The organism is Providencia sp. PROV119 (genome assembly GCF_028482435.1).
Taxonomy (GTDB): domain Bacteria; phylum Pseudomonadota; class Gammaproteobacteria; order Enterobacterales; family Enterobacteriaceae; genus Providencia; species Providencia stuartii.
Genome location: NZ_JAMPQL010000013.1, coordinates 12,304 through 27,849 on the forward strand (window position 1 = coordinate 12,304; position 15,546 = coordinate 27,849).

A 15,546-nucleotide genomic window follows, 5' to 3' on the forward strand; every position below is an offset into this window, starting at 1 on the left:
ATCATCGCATATAGTAAAACCATAAACGCTAAATAGAAAAGCGACAGGCAGATGCCTGAAATAACGAACACAACAGAACAACGGAGTAAGACAATGGCGAATTATTTTAATACTTTGAATCTGCGTCAGCAGTTAGAGCAGTTAGGCAAATGTCGTTTCATGAAGCGCGAAGAGTTCGCGGATGAAGCAGGATACCTGAAAGGTAAAAAAATCGTCATCGTCGGTTGTGGTGCTCAAGGTTTAAACCAAGGCCTAAATATGCGTGATTCAGGTCTGGATATTGCTTACGCATTACGTGCTGAAGCGATCGCTGAAAAACGTGCATCATGGCGTAAAGCGACAGAAAACGGTTTTAAAGTCGGTACTTATGAAGAATTGATCCCTGAAGCGGATTTGGTCATTAACTTAACGCCAGACAAGCAGCACTCAGCGGTCGTTCGCGCTGTTCAGCCAATGATGAAGCAAGGCGCTGCATTAGGTTACTCGCACGGCTTTAACATTGTTGAAGTAGGTGAAGAGATCCGTAAAGATATTACTGTTGTGATGGTTGCTCCAAAGTGCCCAGGTACTGAGGTTCGCGAAGAGTATAAACGTGGTTTCGGTGTGCCAACGCTGATTGCTGTTCACCCTGAAAATGACCCTAAAGGTGAAGGTCTGGCTATTGCGAAAGCATGGGCTGCGGCAACTGGCGGACATCGTGCTGGTGTACTGGAGTCATCATTCGTTGCAGAAGTTAAATCTGACTTGATGGGTGAACAAACCATCCTGTGTGGTATGTTGCAAGCGGGCGCTCTGCTTTGTTATGACAAGATGGTTGCTGATGGTGTTGAGCCAGGCTATGCCGGTAAATTAATCCAATTCGGTTGGGAAACAATTACCGAAGCATTGAAGCAAGGTGGTATCACGCTGATGATGGATCGTCTATCAAACCCTGCGAAATTGCGCGCATTTGCACTGTCTGAGCAACTGAAAACAATCATGGCTCCTTTGTTCCAAAAACATATGGATGACATTATTTCTGGTAAATTCTCAGAAACCATGATGGCTGACTGGGCAAATGATGATAAGAATTTGCTGGCTTGGCGTGAAGAAACCGGTAAAACACCATTTGAAAACTACCCTGAATATGAAGGAAAAATCGCTGAGCAAGAGTATTTTGACCACGGTGTTTTGTTAGTTGCAATGGTTAAAGCTGGGGTTGAGTTGGCGTTTGATACTATGCTGGAAGCTGGGATCCTTGAGGAATCCGCTTATTACGAGTCACTGCACGAGCTGCCACTGATAGCCAATACTATCGCTCGTAAACGCCTGTATGAAATGAACGTGGTTATTTCAGATACGGCGGAATATGGTAACTACCTGTTCTCGTTCGCGGTTGTGCCAATGTTGAAAGACTTTATGAGCAAACTGCAAGCGGGAGATTTGGCGAAACCTGTTGCTGATAATGGCACCGATAATGCACAACTGCGTGATGTTAATGAAGCTATCCGTAACCACCCAATTGAGAAAATCGGTAAGACGCTGCGTGGATATATGACAGATATGAAACGCATTTCAGTGGGTGGCTAATTTTTCGTCACACTAGCACTATTCGCCGTTTTCCTTTAACGCGAATAGTTTAGAAAAATATATTAGATATAAAATAATATCGTATTGAAAACCGTGTTGTTCTGAATGACACGGTTTTTTTGTTTTTCAGACTCGACCGTCACAGATAGAAATATACAGTTAAATGGATACATGATGGTTTAGCCGTTTTTATGCGCCGAGTGCTTTCTGCTACAATCGACAACAATCTGTCTTTTTGAAAATAACCTGATCTAGAGAAACCATGCGATTAAATCCAAGCCAGCAGCAGGCTGTTGAATTTGTGGATGGCCCATGCCTTGTATTGGCTGGTGCCGGCTCGGGAAAAACCCGAGTGATAACGAATAAAATAGCACACCTGATCCGCCAATGTGGCTATCAACCACGTCAAATTGCAGCGGTCACCTTTACCAATAAAGCCGCTCGTGAAATGAAAGAGCGTGTCGCACAAACATTGGGGCGGAAAGAAGCTCGAGGGTTAATTATCTCTACATTTCATACCTTGGGCTTGGAGATCATTAAACGTGAATATAAGGCGTTAGGTATTAAGGCTAATTTTTCTCTGTTTGATGATCAGGACCAAATGGCATTGCTCAAAGAGCTCACTTTTGATCTGCTAGAGGAAGATAAAGATCTTTTGCAGCAACTGATCTCATCGATCTCGAATTGGAAAAATGATCTGTTAGCACCAGAGCAGGTGTTGGCGAAAGTGAGAAGTGAGAAAGAGCATCGTTTTGCAGAGTGTTATCGTCGTTACGAATTGCATTTAAAAAGCTGTAACGTATTGGATTTCGATGATTTGATCAGTAAGCCGACCTTACTTTTATCCCATAACGAAGAGGTGCGGGAGCGTTGGCAACAAAAAATTCGCTATTTGCTGGTGGATGAGTATCAGGATACCAATACAAGCCAATATCAATTGGTTAAATTGCTGGTGGGTCAGCGTGCGCGGTTTACGGTAGTTGGCGATGATGACCAATCTATCTACTCTTGGCGTGGTGCTCGCCCACAAAACTTAGTGCTATTGAGTCAGGATTTTCCAAAGTTAAATGTGATTAAGTTGGAGCAAAACTATCGTTCATCGGAGCGCATACTAAAAGCAGCCAATATTTTGATTGCAAATAACCCCCACGTATTTGAGAAGAAATTATTTTCGACACTAGGTTATGGGGCACCACTTAAGGTTATTACGGCCAATAATGAAGATCATGAAGCTGAAAGAGTTATCGGTGAATTGATTGCGCATCACTTTATTAATAAAACACAATATAAAGATTATGCCATTTTGTATCGCGGTAACCATCAATCGCGTATCTTTGAAAAAATGTTGATGCAAAACCGTATTCCTTACCGTATTTCGGGGGGAACATCATTCTTTTCTCGCCCAGAAATCAAAGATTTATTAGCGTATTTGCGAGTCATCACTAACCCTGAAGATGACAGTGCTTTTTTGCGCATTGTGAATACGCCACGCCGTGAAATTGGGCCAAAAACGATCCAAAAATTAGGTGAATGGGCTAATCAACGCGGTAAAAGTTTATATCAAGCTAGTTTTGATTTAGGACTGGAGCAAACATTAACAGGCAAAGGATTAACCGCGCTACAGCAGTTCACACGTTGGATGGAGAAAATTGTTCAACAGTCTGAGCGTGAGCCATTATTGGCCGTGCGTGATTTACTGCGTGAAATGGACTATGAAAGTTGGCTCTATGAAACTTCGGCAAGTACGAAAGCTGCTGAGATGCGAATGAAAAACGTCAATCAGTTGTTTACATGGATGAGTGAAATGATTGAAGGTGACGACTTGAATGATCCTATGTCATTAGATCAGGTTGTAATGCGTTTTACGCTGCGCGATATGATGGAGCGCGGTGAAGATGATGAAGAATCAGATCAAGTGCAATTAATGACATTACACGCATCTAAAGGGCTGGAGTTCCCTTATGTGTTTTTAGTAGGGATGGAAGAGGGGTTGTTACCGCATCAAAGTAGTATTGATGAGGATAACATCGATGAAGAGCGGCGGTTAGCTTATGTTGGAATAACACGGGCACAAAAAGAGCTATTTTTTAGCCATTGCCGTGAACGTCGACAATACGGTGAATTAATCCGCCCTGAGCTAAGTCGCTTTTTATTAGAATTGCCGCAAGATGATTTAGAGTGGGAACAGCAACGAAAAGTGGTGACCGCGGAAGAGCGGATGCAAAAAGGACAATCTGCACTCGCTGATATTAAGGCTCGTTTAGGATTAAATAAGAAAAGCTAGCAGAAATGACCCCTCACATTCACTGTAACGAATGTGAGGGGGAAAATTAATTGTTGGAGCTATTACGCTCTTCAAGTTTCAAAGGCCAGTTAACATAACCTTGCCACTGAACTTCTTGTTGCAAGTTTTCTGCTCGTAATGGATGCTCTGCGAGCCAGCGGTAAGGCAATACAATCGTCAGAGAATGGGTCTCTGCATGAAGTCGTAATGCTGGCAATGTATCATCTCGCCGACGGCTTGCAAAAAGAATAGCTAATCGCAACAGGCGGCATAAATGATAAGCTTGTTGCATGGGTAAAGCATTTTGTTGACTGAGTGTGGCTAGATCAACAGGCCCGTGTTGATTGCGGAGTAATGCAGCCAGTAAGCGCTTTTGTGCAGGAGTAAAGCCAGGAAGGTCAAGGTTAGTGATAAGGTAACTGGCATGCTCCGGCCCTTTGCGGAAGTCAACGCTTAAACCGATTTCATGCAAAGCACAGGCACTTGATAACAAATCACGGCAGCGTAGGTCTAGCTGCCAATTTTTAGAGACCTGTAAAAAGAAATGCTCTGCTAATTGGCTAACGCGGGCAGCTTGCTCGATATCGACTTGAAAGCGACGCTGAATATTACGCAAGGTACGAGCGCGAATATCTTGCTCAATGGGTAATTCAAGCATGCCGTAAACTAACCCTTCACGCAATGCACCACCCGCTAAAGTCATATTATCAATCGATAAAGCTTTAAAAATAGCGATGAGGATAGACAGACCGCTTGGGAATACCAGCGCTCGCTCAAAGGTGAGCCCTTCAATTTCTAACTCTTCAAGCTTGTGGCATTGAATGGCTTTATATTTAAGCTGTTGTAGCTTATCTAAGGTGATCAGCTCATCCATGCCTTGCGCGATCATGATTTCTTGGATGGCTTGAACGGTGCCTGATGCACCAACACAAATTTTCCAACCATGATTTTTTAAGGTATCCGCAATAGGGGCAATCACCGCGTGGGCGGCTAACTCCGCTTGAGTAAAATTCTCCTCGGTGAGTGTGCGATCACTAAAATATTTTTCTAGCCAAGTGACGCAACCCATTTCAAGGCTAAATAGCTGAGTGGCTTTGGCACCGATACCTGTAACCAGCTCGGTACTACCTCCCCCAATATCAACGACTAAACGCTGATCGGGGCCTCCGGTTGTGTGAGCAACGCCTTGGTAAATTAAGCGCGCCTCTTCTTCTCCTTGAATAACTTTGACGGTATTACCTAGAATTTCACTGGCTTTTTGCACAAAAACATCGGCATTTTTAGCCAGCCGCAATGTTGCAGTCGCGACGACACGGATTTGAGCGCTAGGGATATCTTGTAAGTGCTCTGAAAAGAGCCTCAAACATTGCCAACCGCGCTCCATAGCTTGTTCTGACAGCATATTATTGCCATCTAAACCAGCGGCTAGGCGCACTTTGCGTTTTACTCTCGAAATAATTTGAATACTGCCTGCAACTTCACGAACGATCAGCATATGAAAACTGTTCGAACCTAAATCAATTGCTGCATAGAGAGAAGAAGATTTCAGCATATCGTTATTACTCAGCCTGAACGTTTATGGTTGTTACGTGGGCCATTATGGCGACGTGGCGAATTTGAATTGCGACGAGGCCCTCCTGGACGCGGACGATGGCGGCGTTTCGGAGCAGGAAGGTCAGTTAATAACGCTTCGCTGTTGTACTTACTCACTGGAATCGAATGTTGAATGTACTCTTCGATGGCGGGTAGATTCAAAGCGTACTCTTCACAAGCAAGGCTGATTGAATGACCACTTTCACCTGCACGACCAGTACGACCAATGCGGTGTACATAGTCTTCACAATCATCAGGTAAGTCATAGTTAAAGACATGGGTAACAGAAGGAATATGTAACCCGCGAGCAGCGACATCGGTCGCAACTAAAATATCGAGATTACCTTGAGTAAACTCTTCTAAAATACGCAGTCGTTTCTTCTGAGCAACATCTCCGGTGAGTAGCCCTACACGATGACCGTCAGCCGCAAGGTGTGCCCAAATCTCATCGCAACGATGTTTGGTATTGGCAAAAATAATACAACGCTCTGGCCACTCTTCTTCAAGCAACGTTTGCAATAAGCGCATTTTCTCTTCATTTGAAGGATAAAACAGCTCTTCTTTAATACGGTGACCCGTTTTTTGTAACGGCTCGACTTCAATATATTCAGGGCTATTCATCTGTTCAAAAGCAAGTTCTCTGACACGGTAAGAGAGCGTAGCTGAAAAGAGTAGGTTTAACCTTTCGGTTACCGCAGGCATGCGACGGAATAACCAACGAATATCTTTAATAAAGCCCAGATCGTACATGCGATCAGCTTCATCTAGAACAACCACTTGTACGGCATTTAAGTCAATATGACCTTGTTTTGCATAGTCAATTAAACGTCCCGTTGTGCCGATAAGAATATCAACACCATTTTGTAGCACCTTTAATTGCTCATCATAGCCATCACCGCCATAGGCTAGCCCCATTTTTAGACCCGTATACTCAGCAAGCTCTTTTGCATCTGAGTAGATTTGCACTGCCAGTTCACGGGTGGGTGCCATAATCAGCGCTCGGGGCTGATTGACTTTTTTACCCTCAATCGAAGGGTGAGTTAGTAAATAATGAAATGTAGACGTTAAAAATGCTAACGTTTTACCCGTTCCTGTTTGCGCTTGCCCCGCAACATCTTTGCCTTCGACAGTGAAAGGCAGGGTAGACGCCTGTATAGGCGTGCAAAAATTGAAGCCTTTTTTATTTAGGGCCTCAATGACTTTGGGGTGTAAGGCGAAGTCGGAAAACTTCTTTTCTGTCAAGTGTGCTTTACTCATAGTGTGGTAGAATATCAGTTAACGGTTGGTTTACGAAAGTGTATCTTTTGAAATAAAGCATACTGCTGCCAATTAATGTTATACTAAGACTGCAAAAATGATCCATTGGAGTACAATATGAGCGACAAAATTATTCACATAACTGATGCAAGCTTTGAGAGCGAAGTCTTAAACGCCTCGTCACCTGTTCTCGTCGATTTCTGGGCTGCATGGTGTAGTCCTTGTCATATGATTGCGCCTATTCTTGATGAAATTGCTGAAGAATATACAGGCAAATTGACCATCGCAAAACTGAATATTGTTGATAACCCGGCCACAGCACCAAAATATGGTATTCGTAATATCCCTACGCTCCTATTATTCAAAAATGGCAATGTCGTAGCAACAAAAGTGGGCATATTCTCTAAAATTCAGTTAAAAGAATTTTTGGACGAAAATCTGTAAGTTATAGTTGTTGTTTAAGGTAAAACGTTTAGCGGTACATCTATTTTATAGGGCGCACCGCTAGACGTCCTCAATGAAGCATGGTAAGTTATCGGCAATCCCCATATTGCACCCGAAAGAATTACTTTATAATCCGTTGCTCTTATCATAAATATCTGGTTTGTCAGTTCAGTTGTGGTTCATATATTGTGATCTAGGGCTGATAATGTGTTGATTTCTGGAATTATCAATTTGAAAATTGAGTTGTCGCGCTAGCCGCATTCAATCATTTCATTCGTGGTAAATTGACAATATCAATTCAAGATAGATATGGATTAGCCGTATGAAGGCGTTCTAGTTAGGGATGGGTTTCAGGGCATGAGTTTTGCGTTTTAGTGCTTTGAAAGCTGTAAATTTGCGATATTGGGATAGATGTTGCCTTAAATGCACAAAAAACTATTGCTAATATTGTTTGTGTTTCTAATAATAAGCCGCACATCATTCCGATGAATCGCCGCGATATGTTAGCGCAGTCTTAGCAATAACAAGCGCAAGAATTTTTACGCGTTGTTGAGCCGTTGATGTTTGTAACTATCAACAGGGCGTTATAAAGTTAAACTGGCACTTATATAGCTTATATATAGTTGTCTTCAATTTACGTTCATAGTTCGAGAATTACCCCGAGTTAAAGAACCCACCATTATGAATCTTACCGAATTAAAAAATACGCCAGTATCAGAATTGATTACATTAGGCGAAAACATGGGGCTAGAAAACTTAGCCCGTATGAGAAAGCAGGATATTATCTTCTCGATTTTGAAGCAGCATGCTAAAAGCGGGGAGGATATCTTCGGCGATGGCGTTCTGGAAATATTGCAGGATGGATTTGGTTTCCTCCGTTCAGCAGACAGTTCCTACCTCGCAGGCCCCGATGATATCTACGTTTCTCCCAGCCAAATTCGCCGCTTCAACCTTCGCACAGGCGATACAATTTCAGGAAAAATCCGTCCTCCTAAAGAAGGTGAACGCTATTTTGCCCTATTGAAAGTTAATGAAGTTAACTTTGATAAACCTGAAAATGCCCGCAGCAAAATTCTCTTTGAAAACTTAACCCCATTACATGCTAACAATCGTCTTCGTATGGAACGTGGAAACGGTTCTACAGAAGATTTAACCGCGCGTGTTTTGGATTTAGCTGCGCCTATCGGCCGTGGGCAACGTGGTTTGATCGTTGCTCCACCAAAAGCAGGTAAAACCATGTTGCTGCAAAATATCGCGGCTAACATTGCACATAACTACCCTGATTGTGTTTTGATGGTTCTGCTTATTGATGAGCGTCCAGAAGAAGTTACCGAAATGCAACGCCTAGTTAAAGGTGAAGTAATCGCTTCAACGTTTGATGAGCCAGCAGCACGTCACGTTCAAGTCGCCGAAATGGTGATTGAAAAAGCTAAACGCTTAGTTGAACATAAAAAAGACGTTATCATTTTACTTGATTCTATTACTCGTCTTGCGCGAGCGTATAACACTGTTGTTCCTTCATCAGGTAAAGTCTTAACAGGTGGTGTGGATGCGAATGCGTTACACCGTCCGAAGCGTTTCTTTGGTGCAGCACGTAACGTTGAAGAAGGTGGTAGTTTAACCATTATTGCAACAGCGCTCGTCGACACAGGCTCCAAAATGGACGAAGTGATTTACGAAGAGTTTAAAGGTACAGGTAACATGGAACTACACCTGTCTCGTAAGATCGCTGAAAAACGTGTTTTCCCTGCGATTGACTATAACCGTTCAGGTACACGTAAAGAAGAGCTGTTAACTTCACAAGATGAATTACAAAAAATGTGGATTTTACGTAAGATCATTCATCCTATGGGTGAGATCGATGCAATGGAATTCCTCATTAGTAAATTAGCAATGACGAAAACGAACGAAGAATTTTTCGACTTTATGAAAAGAGCATAATTGCTAACTTCCTAATTGTTAAATTTAAAAAGCGCTGTCAATTTTTGACAGCGCTTTTTTATTTTTTTTACTGATTTTTCTGATGAATATCGAAATTATTTCTTATTATATAGCTCTGTTATTTATTTGTTATGTAAATTAAATTTAAGTTATGTTTTTATATAAATTCAACTTACTCACCATTGGATGATAACAATTTATAATATTGAGATGCCATTCACAGTAATAGAATAGTAATTATATAAAAAATAGTACTTTTTATATTGGATTTTTGTCGCCACAAAATGGAAAATCAATTTGTTGGATGAAATAGATTTATTGTTTTATTCAAAGTTTGACTGTTTTAAGTTAATACATGTATTTCATGTATTTATTTAATGACGATATCATTTACGTAATGGCATTTTCTGATTGGTTGGGAAAGGTTCATTTATTAAACGAAAAACAGCCTAAAATTATAATCATAGAGAAACATTGTTCTTTATGGCATGCATCTTGCTTTCATTAAGTATAAAATCCATTAATAAGACATGATTGAACAAAAGCTACACTAATAACAACTAGGTAAGCCTTTATAGGGTTATTGTGATAGTTATTGAAGACTCGTCTTATGGAACTTATCTCTTTTGAGATGATAATACCTTAGCTGCCTGTTATTGAGGCAATATAAGCTAAGGCATTGTGGTTTTAGGTTGGTTAGATAAAAAAATAAGAGAGTTGACTCGTGGACACCGCACAATTTATTGCTAGTCTTTTTTACGTTTTTTTGTTCACGTTAGTGTTTATTTTTATCGCTCGAGTTGTGGCAACGAAGATCGGGCTGGTTGATAAACCTAACTTCAGAAAAAAACACGTAGGTCTGGTCCCTTTAGTTGGGGGGATAACGGTCTTTTTTGGTATCTGCTTCGCGTTTGTTATTACAGAAGAATATATACCCCATAAATGGTTATATTTAATCTGTGCAGGCTTATTGGTATTGATTGGTGCGTTAGATGACCGGTTTGATATCAGCGTTAAGTTAAGAGCAGGTGTACAAGCCGTAGTCGCTGTCGTCATGATGACCGTGGCTGACTTAAAACTAGAGTCATTAGGTCATGCGTTTGGGCCATGGGAGTTAGTGCTTGGGCCATTTGGTTATATCGTGACACTGTTTGCTGTTTGGGCAGCTATTAATGCGTTCAACATGGTTGATGGTATTGATGGGTTACTCGGTGGGCTATCTTGTGTCTCTTTCGGTGCATTAGGCTTTTTGTTATATCAAAATGGCAATTATGGATTAGCATTTTGGTGTTTTGCCTTTATTGCAGCTATCCTTCCTTATATCTTCCTAAATTTAGGTGTACTAGGTCGTCGTTTTAAAGTCTTTATGGGTGATGCGGGAAGCACACTGATTGGTTTTACAATTATTTGGATCCTAGTCGAATCAACTCAGGAAGCAGGGCGTCCAATCAACCCTGTGACAGCATTATGGATTATTGCGATCCCATTGATGGATATGGTGGCGATTATGTACCGTCGTATCCGTAAAGGTATGAGTCCATTTTCACCTGACCGTCAGCACATTCATCACTTGATTATGCGTTCAGGTTTTAGCCCAAGAGGGGCTTTTGTTCTGATTACACTGGCAGCAGCCATTTTGGCATGTATAGGAATTATTGGTGAACGCTTAACATTTGTACCTGAATGGGTCATGTTGGCATTGTTTTTGCTTGTATTCTTTATGTATGGTTACTGCATCAAACGGGCATGGAAAGTAGCTCGTTTTATTAAGCGCGTCAGACGTCGTATGCGTAGAGGTGGTGCAGTACGGTAACGACAAACGGAAATAATAGAGGTTCTGTGCAGTGAAAAACTCAGAAACGCAACCTAATCAGTATCAGCCGCCGATAGAACCGGAATTGGATATCCGTGGTTTATGCCGCTCTTTGTGGCAAGGTAAAATTTGGATCGTGGCATTTGCGGTGATTTTCGCCGCTATTGCGTTGGGTGCATCCTATTTTATGCAGCAAAAATGGAGTTCAACCGCGATCACAGACCTGCCAACCGTGAACAATTTGGGTAGTTATTATTCGCAACAACAGTTTTTACGAAACCTGGATTCCCGTATTAACTCGACGGGTCAAGAAGGGCAATTGCCAACGATTGCGAATGAGGCTTACCAAGAGTTTATTAAGCAAGTGGGTTCTTATGATACCCGTCGTCAGTTTTGGTTAACGACGGATTATTATAAGCAGCGTTTAGAGAATGACCCTAAAGCAGATGCGGCGTTATTGGATGAATTGATTAACAATATTGAATTCACGCCCGCGGATAATCTAAAAAATCTCACTGATAGCATTAAGTTGATTGCGGAAACGTCCACGGACGCTAATCAGCTTTTACGTGAGTACATACAGTTTGCTAACCAACGTGCAACAGCCAACTTGAATGATGAAATTAAGGGAACGTGGGCAACGAAAATGCAATCAATGAAAGCGTTAGTGAAACGCGAAGATATGGTTGCTCAAGCTGCGTATGAAAGACGCTTAAATTTACTCGAACAAGCATTGAAAGTTGCGCAAAAGCAGGGAATTTCGCGTAATCAAAGCTCGGCACCAGTTGATGAAATTCCTGATTCTAAAATGTTCCTATTAGGGGTTCCATTACTTGAAGCTCAGATTGAAACATTAAAAGCGACAGGCCCTGATCACGACACTGATTATGACCAAAACATCGCAATGTTATCTACACTGAGTGTTGGTCCCACTCTCCAAGACAGTTTTCAGGCTTATCGCTATTTGAGAACACCTGAAGACCCCGTCAAACGTGACAGCCCACGTAGAGCCTTTATGATGGTTCTATGGGGAGCTATCGGTGCATTGGTTGGTGCTGGTGTGGTACTTGCACGCCGTCGCCCGTCCTGATTTTGAATAGGTGGCTGTCGATGATGTCAGCCACTGTGTAATGTCATTATAAATAAAAGCAGCTAACTGCATTAGATAAATATAAGAGAGTCACTGTGAAAGTATTGACTGTATTCGGCACTCGACCAGAAGCCATTAAGATGGCACCGTTGGTTCATGCACTTGCTAAGGATGCGGCTTTTGAAGCCAAAGTCTGTGTGACGGCCCAGCACCGAGAAATGCTCGATCAGGTACTGAAGCTATTTGAGATTACTCCCGATTACGATCTCAATATTATGAAGCCAGGGCAAGATTTAACCGATATTACGTGTCGTATTCTTGAAGGGTTGAAAAACGTATTTGCCGATTTCCAACCTGATGTGGTGTTAGTGCATGGGGATACTGCGACGACAATGGCAACGAGCTTAGCGGCTTTCTACCACCGTATTCCTGTTGGCCATGTGGAGGCAGGCTTACGTACAGGTAACCTCTACTCACCATGGCCAGAGGAAGCGAATCGTAAGATTGCGGGGCACCTTGCAATGTACCATTTCGCGCCAACTGAAAATTCGCGTCAAAACTTACTAAAAGAGTCTATTCCCGACAATCATATTTTTGTGACGGGAAATAGTGTGATTGATGCTTTGCTGTGGGTTCGCGATAAAGTGATGAGCGACCAGCACATGGCTGATAAATTGGCGGCGAATTACCCGTTTATTGATCCCAATAAGAAAATGATTTTAGTCACAGGCCATCGCCGTGAAAGCTTTGGTGGTGGATTTGAACGTATTTGTCATGCTTTGGCTGAAATTGCACAAAGCCATCCTGATGTTCAGGTGGTTTACCCTGTGCATTTAAACCCGAATGTCAGTGAACCCGTAAAACGTATTTTACATGGCATTGATAATATTATTCTGATTACTCCTCAGGAGTATTTACCCTTTGTCTATTTGATGAACCATGCCTACCTGATCTTGACCGATTCTGGCGGGATCCAAGAAGAGGCGCCATCACTAGGCAAACCTGTTTTAGTTATGAGAGATACCACAGAACGCCCTGAAGCTGTTGAAGCTGGAACAGTGCGTCTTGTGGGTACAGATACACAAAAAATTGTTGCAGAAGTTAACCGGTTACTGACAGATGAAGCGGAATATCATGCAATGAGCCGCGCGCATAACCCCTATGGGGATGGTCATGCTTGTCAGCGTATTCTTGAAGCACTAAAAAGCAATCAGGTGAAATTATGAGTTTTGAAACTATTTCTGTTATCGGCCTTGGTTATATTGGTTTGCCAACAGCAGCCGCTTTTGCGTCACGCAAAAAGCAAGTGATTGGCGTTGATGTCAACCAGCATGCGGTTGATACCATTAATCAGGGGAAAATCCATATTGTCGAGCCAGAGCTTGACCTCGTCGTAAAAAGCGCGGTTGAAGCAGGTCATCTGAAAGCTTTTACTAAACCACAGCCTGCCGATGCCTATTTGATAGCAGTGCCAACCCCATTTAAAGGTGAACATGAACCTGATCTTACTTATGTAAGAGCAGCCGCAGAGTCTATCGCTCCGGTATTGAAAAAAGGGGATTTAGTCATTTTAGAGTCTACTTCTCCTGTTGGCACGACTGAACAGATGTCTGAATGGATGGCTCAAGCGCGTCCTGATCTCACTTTCCCTCACCAAGCAGGGGAAGCGGCGGATATTGATGTGGCTTATTGCCCTGAGCGTGTCTTACCGGGTCAAGTCATGGTTGAATTGATTAAAAATGACCGTGTTGTTGGTGGTATGACGCCAAAATCATCATTACGTGCGAGCGAGCTGTATAACATTTTCCTTGAAGGCGAATGTGTTATCACGAATGCAAGAACCGCCGAGATGTGTAAGCTGACAGAAAACAGCTTCCGAGATGTGAACATCGCATTTGCAAACGAACTCTCACTGATTTGTGCCGAACAAGATATCAATGTGTGGGAACTGATCCGTTTGGCGAATCGTCACCCTCGCGTCAATATTCTACAGCCGGGCCCAGGTGTTGGTGGACACTGTATTGCCGTTGACCCATGGTTCATTGTGGCACAAAACCCACAACAGTCTCGTTTGATCCACACCGCGCGTTTAGTCAATGATGGCAAACCAATTTGGGTTGTTGATCAGGTCAAAGCTGCGGTGGCAGATTGTTTAGCTGAAACAGGTAAAAAGGCGAGCGAAGTGACTATTGCCTGCTTTGGTCTATCATTTAAACCCAATATTGACGATTTGCGTGAAAGCCCAGCGATGCATATCACGAAAATGGTGGCGAGCTGGAATAAAGGTAAAACGTATGCGGTTGAGCCACATATCCATGAATTGCCAACGGCACTAAAAGGCATTGTAGAGCTGGCATCGATTGAAGATGCAATCACCAATGCTGATGTGATTTTAATGCTGGTGGATCATAACCAATTTAAAGCCATTCAAGGTTCATTGATTCAGCAAAAATGGGTTGTGGATACCAAAGGAGTTTGGCGTTGAAACGCATACTAATCACAGGTGGAGCCGGTTTTATCGGCTCTGCGGTTGTTCGTCATATCATTGAAAATACTAACGACAGTGCGGTTGTCGTAGACTGTTTAACTTATGCGGGCAATTTAGAGTCACTCAGTGAGGTGTCAAATAGCGACCGCTATGCGTTTGAGCAAGTGAATATTTGCCATCGCGCTGAGTTAGACCGCGTTTTTGCGAAATATCAACCCGATGCCGTGATGCATTTAGCCGCAGAAAGCCATGTTGACCGCTCTATTGATGGCCCTGCCACCTTTATTGAAACCAATATTGTCGGTACATACACGCTATTAGAGGCGGCTCGTCATTACTGGATGGGCTTAGATGCCGCGAAAAAAGCGCAATTCCGTTTCCATCACATCTCAACTGACGAAGTGTATGGCGATTTGGAAGGGCCGGACGGTTTCTTTACTGAAACCACGCCTTATGCGCCAAGCAGCCCTTATTCGGCTTCTAAAGCATCGAGTGACCATTTAGTGCGGGCTTGGCAGCGTACTTATGGCCTGCCAACCATGATCACCAATTGCTCAAATAATTATGGGCCATACCATTTTCCAGAAAAACTGATCCCGCTGATTATCATCAATGCGTTAGCGGGTAAGCCATTACCTGTTTATGGCAAAGGTGAGCAGATCCGCGATTGGTTATTTGTTGAAGACCATGCTCGCGCCTTATATTTGGTGGCAACGACAGCACAGCCGGGTACCACTTATAACATTGGTGGTCACAATGAACGTCGTAATATTGATGTGGTCGAGACTATTTGTGAGCTACTTGAAGAACTTCATCCGCAGAAGCCAGAAGGGGTTGCACATTACCGTGACCTTATCACTTATGTGACGGATAGGCCGGGTCATGACATGCGCTATGCCATTGATGCCGATAAAATCGCACGTGAATTAGGTTGGACGCCTCAAGAAACATTCGAATCAGGGATCCGTAAGACAGTGCAGTGGTATCTGAATAACGAAACTTGGTGGCGTCGTGTGCAAGATGGTTCTTATGCAGGAGAACGCCTTGGTTTAGGCGCTTAAGGGGGG

At 42.8% G+C, this 15,546-nt stretch carries 11 protein-coding genes; 9 read left to right on the forward strand and 2 right to left on the reverse strand.

Going from position 1 to position 15,546, the window contains the following annotated elements; translation table 11 throughout:
* Nucleotides 1–93 precede the first annotated feature (93 nt).
* Together ilvC and rep are read left to right on the forward strand one after the other, a co-directional pair.
* On the forward strand, nucleotides 94–1,569 hold the full coding sequence (gene ilvC / locus PSF11_RS12030; RefSeq protein ID WP_072502687.1) for a ketol-acid reductoisomerase: 1,476 nt from the start codon (nucleotides 94–96) through the stop codon (nucleotides 1,567–1,569).
* A gap of 262 nt (nucleotides 1,570–1,831) precedes the next feature.
* A complete protein-coding gene (gene rep / locus PSF11_RS12035; RefSeq protein ID WP_072502688.1) occupies nucleotides 1,832–3,853 on the forward strand; it encodes a DNA helicase Rep in 2,022 nt (673 codons plus the stop codon).
* A 46-nt stretch (nucleotides 3,854–3,899) separates the two neighbouring features.
* On the opposite strand, the gene gppA is transcribed toward rep, so the two are convergent.
* The gene (gppA, locus tag PSF11_RS12040) at nucleotides 3,900–5,405 is read right to left on the reverse strand and encodes a guanosine-5'-triphosphate,3'-diphosphate diphosphatase (RefSeq protein ID WP_004915455.1); all 1,506 of its coding nucleotides are present in this window, start codon (nucleotides 5,403–5,405) and stop codon (nucleotides 3,900–3,902) included.
* Nucleotides 5,406–5,416: 11 nt separating this feature from the next.
* Nucleotides 5,417–6,703: an ATP-dependent RNA helicase RhlB gene (gene rhlB / locus PSF11_RS12045; RefSeq protein ID WP_004915459.1), complete on the reverse strand. Its 1,287-nt coding sequence runs from the start codon at nucleotides 6,701–6,703 to the stop codon at nucleotides 5,417–5,419.
* A 117-nt stretch (nucleotides 6,704–6,820) separates the two neighbouring features.
* On the opposite strand from rhlB, the gene trxA reads away from it, so the two are divergent.
* The 7 genes from trxA to rffG all read left to right on the forward strand — a co-directional run bounded on the left by trxA (nucleotide 6,821) and on the right by rffG (nucleotide 15,540).
* Nucleotides 6,821–7,147 (forward strand): thioredoxin TrxA, encoded by a 327-nt coding sequence (gene trxA, locus PSF11_RS12050; RefSeq protein ID WP_072502689.1) that lies wholly within the window; start codon nucleotides 6,821–6,823, stop codon nucleotides 7,145–7,147.
* Between the two features lie 681 nt (nucleotides 7,148–7,828).
* Nucleotides 7,829–9,088, forward strand: coding sequence for a transcription termination factor Rho (gene rho, locus PSF11_RS12055; RefSeq protein WP_004915469.1), 1,260 nt, complete (start codon nucleotides 7,829–7,831; stop codon nucleotides 9,086–9,088).
* 724 nt (nucleotides 9,089–9,812) lie between these two features.
* Complete coding sequence (gene wecA / locus PSF11_RS12060; RefSeq protein ID WP_004915476.1) at nucleotides 9,813–10,901, forward strand: UDP-N-acetylglucosamine--undecaprenyl-phosphate N-acetylglucosaminephosphotransferase; 1,089 nt, start codon at nucleotides 9,813–9,815, stop codon at nucleotides 10,899–10,901.
* A 31-nt stretch (nucleotides 10,902–10,932) separates the two neighbouring features.
* Nucleotides 10,933–11,991 carry an ECA polysaccharide chain length modulation protein gene (gene wzzE, locus PSF11_RS12065; protein ID WP_014657281.1) on the forward strand — a complete coding sequence of 353 codons (1,059 nt, stop codon included), beginning with the start codon at nucleotides 10,933–10,935 and terminating at the stop codon, nucleotides 11,989–11,991.
* Between the two features lie 95 nt (nucleotides 11,992–12,086).
* On the forward strand, nucleotides 12,087–13,217 hold the full coding sequence (wecB, locus tag PSF11_RS12070) for a non-hydrolyzing UDP-N-acetylglucosamine 2-epimerase (RefSeq protein WP_004915481.1): 1,131 nt from the start codon (nucleotides 12,087–12,089) through the stop codon (nucleotides 13,215–13,217).
* On the forward strand, nucleotides 13,214–14,476 hold the full coding sequence (gene wecC, locus PSF11_RS12075) for a UDP-N-acetyl-D-mannosamine dehydrogenase (protein WP_004915484.1): 1,263 nt from the start codon (nucleotides 13,214–13,216) through the stop codon (nucleotides 14,474–14,476). Before wecB ends, wecC begins: the two co-directional genes overlap by 4 nt.
* Nucleotides 14,473–15,540 carry a dTDP-glucose 4,6-dehydratase gene (rffG, locus tag PSF11_RS12080; RefSeq protein WP_072502690.1) on the forward strand — a complete coding sequence of 356 codons (1,068 nt, stop codon included), beginning with the start codon at nucleotides 14,473–14,475 and terminating at the stop codon, nucleotides 15,538–15,540. The genes wecC and rffG overlap by 4 nt, the downstream gene beginning before the upstream one ends.
* The last annotated feature ends 6 nt before the right edge of the window (nucleotides 15,541–15,546 follow it).

Bases quoted from the DNA above. Each gene is read 5' to 3' on its own strand.
- rho (WP_004915469.1), top strand. From the start codon at position 7,829: ATGAATCTTACCGAATTAAAAAATACGCCAGTATCAGAATTGATTACA.
- gppA (WP_004915455.1), bottom strand. From the start codon at position 5,405: ATGCTGAAATCTTCTTCTCTCTATGCAGCAATTGATTTAGGTTCGAAC.
- rep (WP_072502688.1), top strand. From the start codon at position 1,832: ATGCGATTAAATCCAAGCCAGCAGCAGGCTGTTGAATTTGTGGATGGC.
- rhlB (WP_004915459.1), bottom strand. From the start codon at position 6,703: ATGAGTAAAGCACACTTGACAGAAAAGAAGTTTTCCGACTTCGCCTTA.
- ilvC (WP_072502687.1), top strand. From the start codon at position 94: ATGGCGAATTATTTTAATACTTTGAATCTGCGTCAGCAGTTAGAGCAG.
- trxA (WP_072502689.1), top strand. From the start codon at position 6,821: ATGAGCGACAAAATTATTCACATAACTGATGCAAGCTTTGAGAGCGAA.
- wecC (WP_004915484.1), top strand. From the start codon at position 13,214: ATGAGTTTTGAAACTATTTCTGTTATCGGCCTTGGTTATATTGGTTTG.